At 50.6% G+C, this 6964-nt stretch carries 4 protein-coding genes and 1 tRNA gene; 4 read left to right on the top strand and 1 reads right to left on the bottom strand.

Translation table 11 applies throughout. The features are described from left to right. Nucleotides 1-807: 807 nt before the first annotated feature. The 4 genes from E3J62_01490 (at nucleotide 808) to tatA (ending at nucleotide 4363) form a co-directional block, all read left to right on the top strand. A tRNA-Thr gene (locus E3J62_01490) sits at nucleotides 808-882 on the top strand. 27 nt (nucleotides 883-909) lie between these two features. After that, a complete protein-coding gene (gene glmM / locus E3J62_01485) occupies nucleotides 910-2247 on the top strand; it encodes a phosphoglucosamine mutase (protein ID TET47434.1) in 1338 nt (445 codons plus the stop codon). Between the two features lie 86 nt (nucleotides 2248-2333). Next, the gene (glmS, locus tag E3J62_01480; protein TET47433.1) at nucleotides 2334-4160 is read left to right on the top strand and encodes a glutamine--fructose-6-phosphate transaminase (isomerizing); all 1827 of its coding nucleotides are present in this window, start codon (nucleotides 2334-2336) and stop codon (nucleotides 4158-4160) included. A gap of 17 nt (nucleotides 4161-4177) precedes the next feature. Further along, complete coding sequence (tatA, locus tag E3J62_01475) at nucleotides 4178-4363, top strand: twin-arginine translocase TatA/TatE family subunit (GenBank protein ID TET47432.1); 186 nt, start codon at nucleotides 4178-4180, stop codon at nucleotides 4361-4363. Between the two features lie 153 nt (nucleotides 4364-4516). Here tatA and E3J62_01470 read toward each other — a convergent pair whose 3' ends face one another. Further along, nucleotides 4517-6307: a hypothetical protein gene (locus E3J62_01470; GenBank protein TET47431.1), complete on the bottom strand. Its 1791-nt coding sequence runs from the start codon at nucleotides 6305-6307 to the stop codon at nucleotides 4517-4519. Between the last annotated feature and the right edge of the window lie 657 nt (nucleotides 6308-6964).

Raw genomic sequence — 6964 nt, 5'->3', positions numbered from 1 at the left:
GGACGGTGCACGACCCTCCGAACACACGAAGGATTTTCAACTTTCTGACAAAGGCGCCCGTTAGCGGCTGTGAGGTACGGGACGGGATCGAGACCTTGTGAAACGAGGCAGGCAGGGGGCGCTACTCCAGGGTATAAAGGCCCAGAGATGTTTCAGATTGCCGCGCCGCCTCTGGCATGTCCTCCATCGGCTAGCGCCGACGAAGGACCAAATATGTCTCATCCAGTGACATAAAAGCATTCAGGAGGTCCTTCGGCGTTGCCTCCCCGTGGAACGGGGCGGCACGATGAAAATAGCCTACCCTGTCTATCCACAGTGTGGCTCTTTTTCAGCTGGACCTATTTGGCCCGCAATGACACTTTTGCTCTTTTGTTGCTCTGGTTGGAACAAGGACAACTGAAAAGCAGATTCTTCGCTTTCGCTCCCCGTGGAACGGGGCAGGCAGAATGACCCGTCTTCGCTCAATTCCCTCGAGCTTCCCCACTTCGCTCTTCAGAGCTACGTGGGACTTCGCGACGGGCTGGCCGCGACTCCGCTCTGCTTAGCTTCCCGACTACGCTGTTCCTAGCTTCGTCGGGCTGACGCGTCGGGCTTCGCCCGTCTTCGTTCAACCCGAACAAGAAAATCAATCTCGTGGAAATCTGTGTTAATCTGTGGTTCCAAGGTTTTGGGCAAGATAGGTACGCTATTGCGAAACTCGTTGCACTACGCGCCCTTTTATCGTAGAATATCCCTCAACATAGCACCGATAACCAGAGACTTGAAACGACAATCTTAAATCTAAAATCTGCAATCTTAAATGTAGAGGCCGATGTAGCTCAGTGGTAGAGCAACGCATTCGTAATGCGTAGGTCAGCGGTTCGACCCCGCTCATCGGCTCCCGCGATAGGAGACACAGAAGAATAAAGGATGGATAGACTAATAGTCAGTGTTTCGGGGGTGAGGGGGATAGTGGGGGAGAGCTTCACCCTGGATGTCGCTCAAGAGTATGCCGAAGCCTTTGCCGAACTTATCGACTACGGCACTGTTCTTATCGCAAGAGATGCGAGGCCGTCCGGGGGGGACATCGTCAGGACTCTCATAGCCACTTTTACTGAACTCGGCTGTGACGTTATCGACGTGGACATGGTTCCGACTCCCACCGCTGTTCTGAACGTGAAAGAGCTCCATGCAGATGGTGGAATCATAGTCACTGCAAGTCATAACCCTATTGAGTACAATGGCCTGAAGTTCGTGAGCAATGACGGGATTTTTCTGGACAACAAGGAGATAGATAGGCTAAAATCCATGGTGGGCAAAAGCTTTAGTGGAAGAAAGATAAGTGGAAAACAGGCCAGAGACACAGGCGCTCTCAAGCGTCATATTGACAGAATAAGATCCATCTCGTTCATTGATCCAGTTGCTCTCAAAGAGAGAAACTTCAAGATAGCAATCGACTGCGTCAACGGCTCGGCTTCAATAGCCTATCCAACACTTCTGGAGAATCTAGGATGCATCTGCGCGAGGCTTTTCTGCGAACCCGACGGAACCTTTCCCAGAAAGCCTGAACCTAGAGCAAGCAATATCTCAGCTCTTTCCAACTTTGTCACTGCTGCGAGGGCGGATATCGGATTTGCTGTTGACCCGGATGGTGACAGAGTCTCTGTCGTTACTGAGGAAGGGAAGCCTCTCGGAGAAGAGTACACAATGGCACTTGCGTCAGAGTTCGTTCTAAGCAAACAGAAAGGCCCGGTCGTGGTAAACTATTCTACCACTAGGGCAGTTCATGATGTTGTCGCGAAATTCAATATCGAGGTGGAGTGTGCTCCTGTAGGTGAGGCAAACGTTGTGGCCAGAATGAAGGAGGTCAAAGCGATAATTGGTGGAGAGGGGAACGGAGGAGTAATCCTTCCACTTGTTAGCCACACACGCGATGCTGCGGTGGCCATGGTGCTCATTCTTCAATATATGCTTGAGTCCGGGAAGAAAATAGGGAAGCTTGCTTCCGGGATTCCTTCGTATCACATGGAGAAACGCAAGGTGGCGCTCGAGAACAGAGACTTCAAGAGCGTAGTGAAGAAGCTGAAGAAACTACGCAAGAAGGGTAAACTGGACAAGAATGATGGCTTCAGAATTGACTGGGATGACTCCTGGCTGCACGTCAGGCCGTCGGGAACAGAGCCAGTCATCAGGGTGATCGCTGAGGCGAAGACCAAACAGAAGGCGAGGCTCATTGCCGGGGAGGCAATACGGTTGATATCGAGCTGATGGAAGAAGTACGAAGTACGAATTGCAAAGTGCGAAGAAATAGTGCTGGGGATGGGAAGGATGGATAGAAGGAGAGGGAGAAGTTTATGTGCGGGATAGTTGGTTACATTGGTAAGAGCAGTGTCGTTCCTATACTCATGGAGGGGTTGCGGCGGCTTGAGTATAGAGGGTATGACTCTGCCGGCATTGCAATTCTCGCTAATGGGAAAATGTCATTGGAGAAGAAGGTGGGTAAGGTCGCAGTGCTTGAACCTCTTGCAGAAAAAATGAACTCGAACTCTACAATCGGCATTGCACACACCCGCTGGGCAACTCATGGTGAACCAACGGACGCCAACGCTCACCCGCACACTGACTGCAAAGATAGAATAGCTGTTGCACACAACGGCATCATAGAGAACTACCGTGCTCTCAAGAGACTGCTAGAGGACAGGGGCCACACGTTCAAAACCGATACTGACACTGAAGTTCTCGCGCATCTCATTGAAGAGAACTACAATGGCGATCTGCTTGAGGCGGTAAGGTATGCTTTGAACGAGGTTGAGGGCACATACGGAATCGTTGTGCTTTCACTCGAAAACCCCAGGCAGCTAGTGGCAGCCCGAAACGGAAGTCCACTGGTCGTAGGAGTCGGGGATTCTGAGTACATTGTTGCCTCGGACGTGGCCGCGATATTGAGGCATACGAAACAAGTGGTCTACCTCGAGGACGGTGAGCTGGCTTCCGTTACAGATGAAGGCGTTCAGTTGACAACATTGCAGGAAGAAGCAGTTGAGCCGAAGATTCACGAGGTTACGTGGACTCTTGGGGAGATAGAAAAGGGTGGTTACGATCATTTCATGCTCAAAGAGATTTGTGAGCAGCCCCAAACACTTAAAAACGCTTTCAGAGGGAGACTGGACAAGTTTGAGTGGACTGCACGACTTGGCGGACTGTCGGACTACCTTGACCAGCTGCAGAGAGTGAAACGCATCATTCTGACTGCTTGTGGTACAGCTTGGCACGCAGCACTCATCGGCGAATACATGCTTGAGGAGATCGCTGAGGTCGTGGTGGAGGTCGAGTACGCATCTGAGTTGAGATACAGGAGTCCCATAATAGATGAAGAGACGCTTCTGTTTGCAATAAGTCAGTCTGGAGAGACAACGGACACTCTGGCCGCTCTGAGGGAGGTTAAGAGACGAGGAGCTCCTGTCTTTGGAATTGTAAATGTTGTGGGCTCGACAGTGGCAAGAGAAACAGACGCTGGAGTCTACATACACGCCGGGCCTGAGATAGGGGTGGCATCAACCAAGGCTTTTACCTCGCAGGTGATGGTGCTCGCCTTGATATCTCTTCTTCTCGGCAGAATGAGGGGTCTCTCGCCACAAGAAGGAAGGAACTTCATATCTGCTTTGCAGAAAATACCTTCTCAGGTTTCGAAGATACTCGATTCAAAGGAGAAGATTGAAAAACTTGCATCTGACTACTGTGATGTAAACAACTTCCTTTTCCTGGGTAGAGGGTACAACTTCCCCGTCGCCTTGGAAGGTGCTCTGAAGATGAAGGAGATATCATACATACATGCTGAGGGGTATCCTGCAGCAGAGATGAAACACGGGCCTATTGCCCTGATAGATCAGAACATGCCGGTTGTGTTCATTGCCATAAGGGATGGTGTATATGAAAAGGTGCTTAGCAACATTGCTGAGGTAAAAGCACGAAGGGGAAGAGTCATCGCCATAGCAACGGAGGGGGATAGGGAGATTGGTGAGAGTGCAGATCATGTGATATATGTTCCAGAGACGCTTCCCTCGATTTCACCACTTCTCACAGTAATTCCGCTACAGCTTCTGGCTTACTACGTCGCACTGAAGAGGAATTGCGATGTCGATAAGCCAAGGAATCTGGCAAAGTCGGTCACTGTGGAGTAAGTTAGGAGGTAAAGAGTATGTTTGGAACAATAGGGTGGCAGGAAATCCTTCTCGTGTTCCTGGTCGTGCTTCTTCTTTTTGGCGCAAAGAGGCTTCCTGAAGTTGGAAAGTCCTTTGGCAAAGGGCTAAAAGAATTCAGGAATGCAATCAAGGATGTAACTCGGGAGCTGGAGAAGGACGACGAACCTGAAAAGAAGGTCTAGAAGCGGTCTGGACTGAGCCCGGGCCGGACGCTCTCTACTAGTGCTTCGATTCGCGAAACAGTGACCTTCGATTCAAGAGGCATTGCCCCAAGTTGCTCACTCAGCACTTGTCCTGAGTAAATGAATTCGTCATCGAATTCATGAATCGAAAGATTAGTACGTCTGACCGCGGTAGTCTATTACCTCGGCTTTTTCCCTCAGATCAGCCATCCATTCACTAAGAATTCTTCTCTGCTTCGATTGAAGGAGCTCACCTGAGAGTGCGGATGAAACTTGAGCAAACTCGTCCTTATCAGGAGGTATTCTTTTTAGCACTTCGATTATGTAGTAGCCCTTTTCGGTCTTGATTGGCCTGCTTGTCTGGTCATCTTTCAATAACGCGGATGCGCCAAGGAGTTCAAATGGGTAATCCAGATAGGCAGTTGCAGGTGAAAACTCCCTGGTCACACCGTACTCTAGATTAAGTTTCCTGGCAGTCAGCTTCATTGACTTGCCCTTGCCCAGCAATACTCCTGCGGAATCGGCCAGGGTCTCTGCAAGAAGCATCTGTTTTTCGTTGCGCGCCAGTAGCCTGATAGTATCCGCTACTGCCTCGAAATCAGGTATGTGGCTCTCCTTCCTTTCCTCGAGGCGTACAACAAAGAATCCCGTCCCTGTAGGCACCACTCTGCTCAAAGCGCCCGGCTTCGCACTGAAGGCAAAATCCCTGATGACTCTGGAATAGCCAATTCCGGGAACAAAGATGGTGCGACTAGATGAGAGGACCGTCTCCTGAATGGTGAGGCCATGCGAAGCCGCCGCGGCCTCAAAGTCCATGCTAGTTGCATCCTCCTTGAATAGAAGGCCAGCTTCCCTGGCGCTTTCAATCGTTACTTCACTCGCGGCAACTCTAACAAGGATGTGACGGACATTGACGCTGTTTGCCCTTTTCGATTCAACTTTTATTATGTGCCATCCGAAATCAGAAAGGAACGGTCTTGAAATCCGACCCGCCCTAGTCGAAAAGGCAACATCCTCGAAGGTCTTTGTGGTTTCTCCCTTCTTGATCCACCCAACAAGGCCGCCATTCTCTGCAGTTAGACGATCTTGAGAGACCTGGCTGGCAAGGTCATTAAATTTGGCTCCCGCCCTCAGTTCATCGTATATTTCATGGATATCCTGTTTCGCTTCAGCAGAATCGGATGGAGAAGGGCTTGTCGGAAAATGGGCAAAGGATAGCTTTACTGTCATAGGCATTCTGAAACTCTCAGCATTTCTCTCGTAATACTGAAACACCTCATCGTCGGTCAGCTCGATGTCCTTTCCCCCCCTTTCAGGAGTTACCAGTATGTATCGGAGCTTCACCTTGGCTTGCTGCTGGGTGAAAGCATCGGTCACCTCCAGGTTTGTCAGCCTCGCAGCCGACTGAATGGTGAGGATAAGCTTCTGCTTGGGAAGCGCTTGTCTCACGAACCTTTCGTATTCGAGGAGCCAGGGAAGGTTGGCCGGATTACGAAAAAGCGCTCTGTATTTTTCGAAGTCAAACTCACCATCTGTGATAAGGCTGGAATCAGACCTGAGTTGTTCTGGTGGGACATTCTTCATGAAGGAGAGTACCTCTGCATTTGAAGACCATAGGCCGCGTTTCGCGATCTCCTCATGCAGCAAGTGCTCTTGGACAATCTGCTCGAACACCCTCTCTTCGATCAATGCCGAGGTGAGAGGGTCAGCGTAATCTCCAGTCTCATTCCTGGCGTTTATGAGGGCATCTCTCAAAGCCTCCCTGTAGGTCGTGGTTCTAATTATCTTGCCGTTAACCTTCGCAACAATACCCCTTTGGAGCATGCCGCCAGGGGTCCTTCTGGTGACGTCCATGCCCCATGCAAGAAATATCAGGGATATGAATGCTATAGCAGCTATCCAGATGACTATTCGCATCCGCTTTCTTAAGACCTTCATTACCATAGGATCTTGCCTCCTGAAATTTCAGACATAAGAAGATAGCAGGAAAAGGGGGCTTGTTCAAGAGATTTTTGGCCCATTAGCTGCTCGCTCTCACCAGAAATTGCGAAATTCCCTACCCACGACACCACCGAAATTACGAAAATCCCATCACCCGTTCTACGGGGAGGAGCCCGCGAGGCCGACGAAGAATCTGTCTTCCCCTGATCCCCTACCAATCGCAAGAAAGGTGTCATTGCGAGGAGCGTCAGCGACGAAGCAATCTAGCACAAGCAGATCCTTCGCTGATGCTCCCTTCCCCTGCGGTTCCCTTCGGTCACCCTCGGGACAAAGCTGCAAACACCACTCATCGGGATTGCTTCGTCGGGCTTCACAAAGTGAAGCCCTTCTCGCAATGACACGTAGACTTATTGTTCCGATCCAGCGGTGTGACCGTTTTGGGACGAGGCTGGTGCAATTTCGATTTTCGAAGGTGTGGCGAAGGGAAGACGGGAATTTCGAAGGAGGGTCGCAGGGCTGGGAGGAATTTCGCAGGCTGGGGAAAGGGTGGAGTGGATTTTCGAAGGTGTGGCGAAGGGTAGATGGGAATTTCGAAGGAGCGTGGCAGGGTAGGGCGGAATTTCGAAGGTGAGGGGAATTTCGCAGGTGCAAGGAGGAGAT

The organism is candidate division TA06 bacterium, from assembly GCA_004376575.1.
In the GTDB taxonomy this organism is placed as follows: Bacteria; Hydrothermota; DG-26; order E44-bin18; family E44-bin18; genus E44-bin18.
Note: the sequence above shows the minus strand (reverse complement) of the source record. Positions and strands in the feature narration are given on the sequence as shown.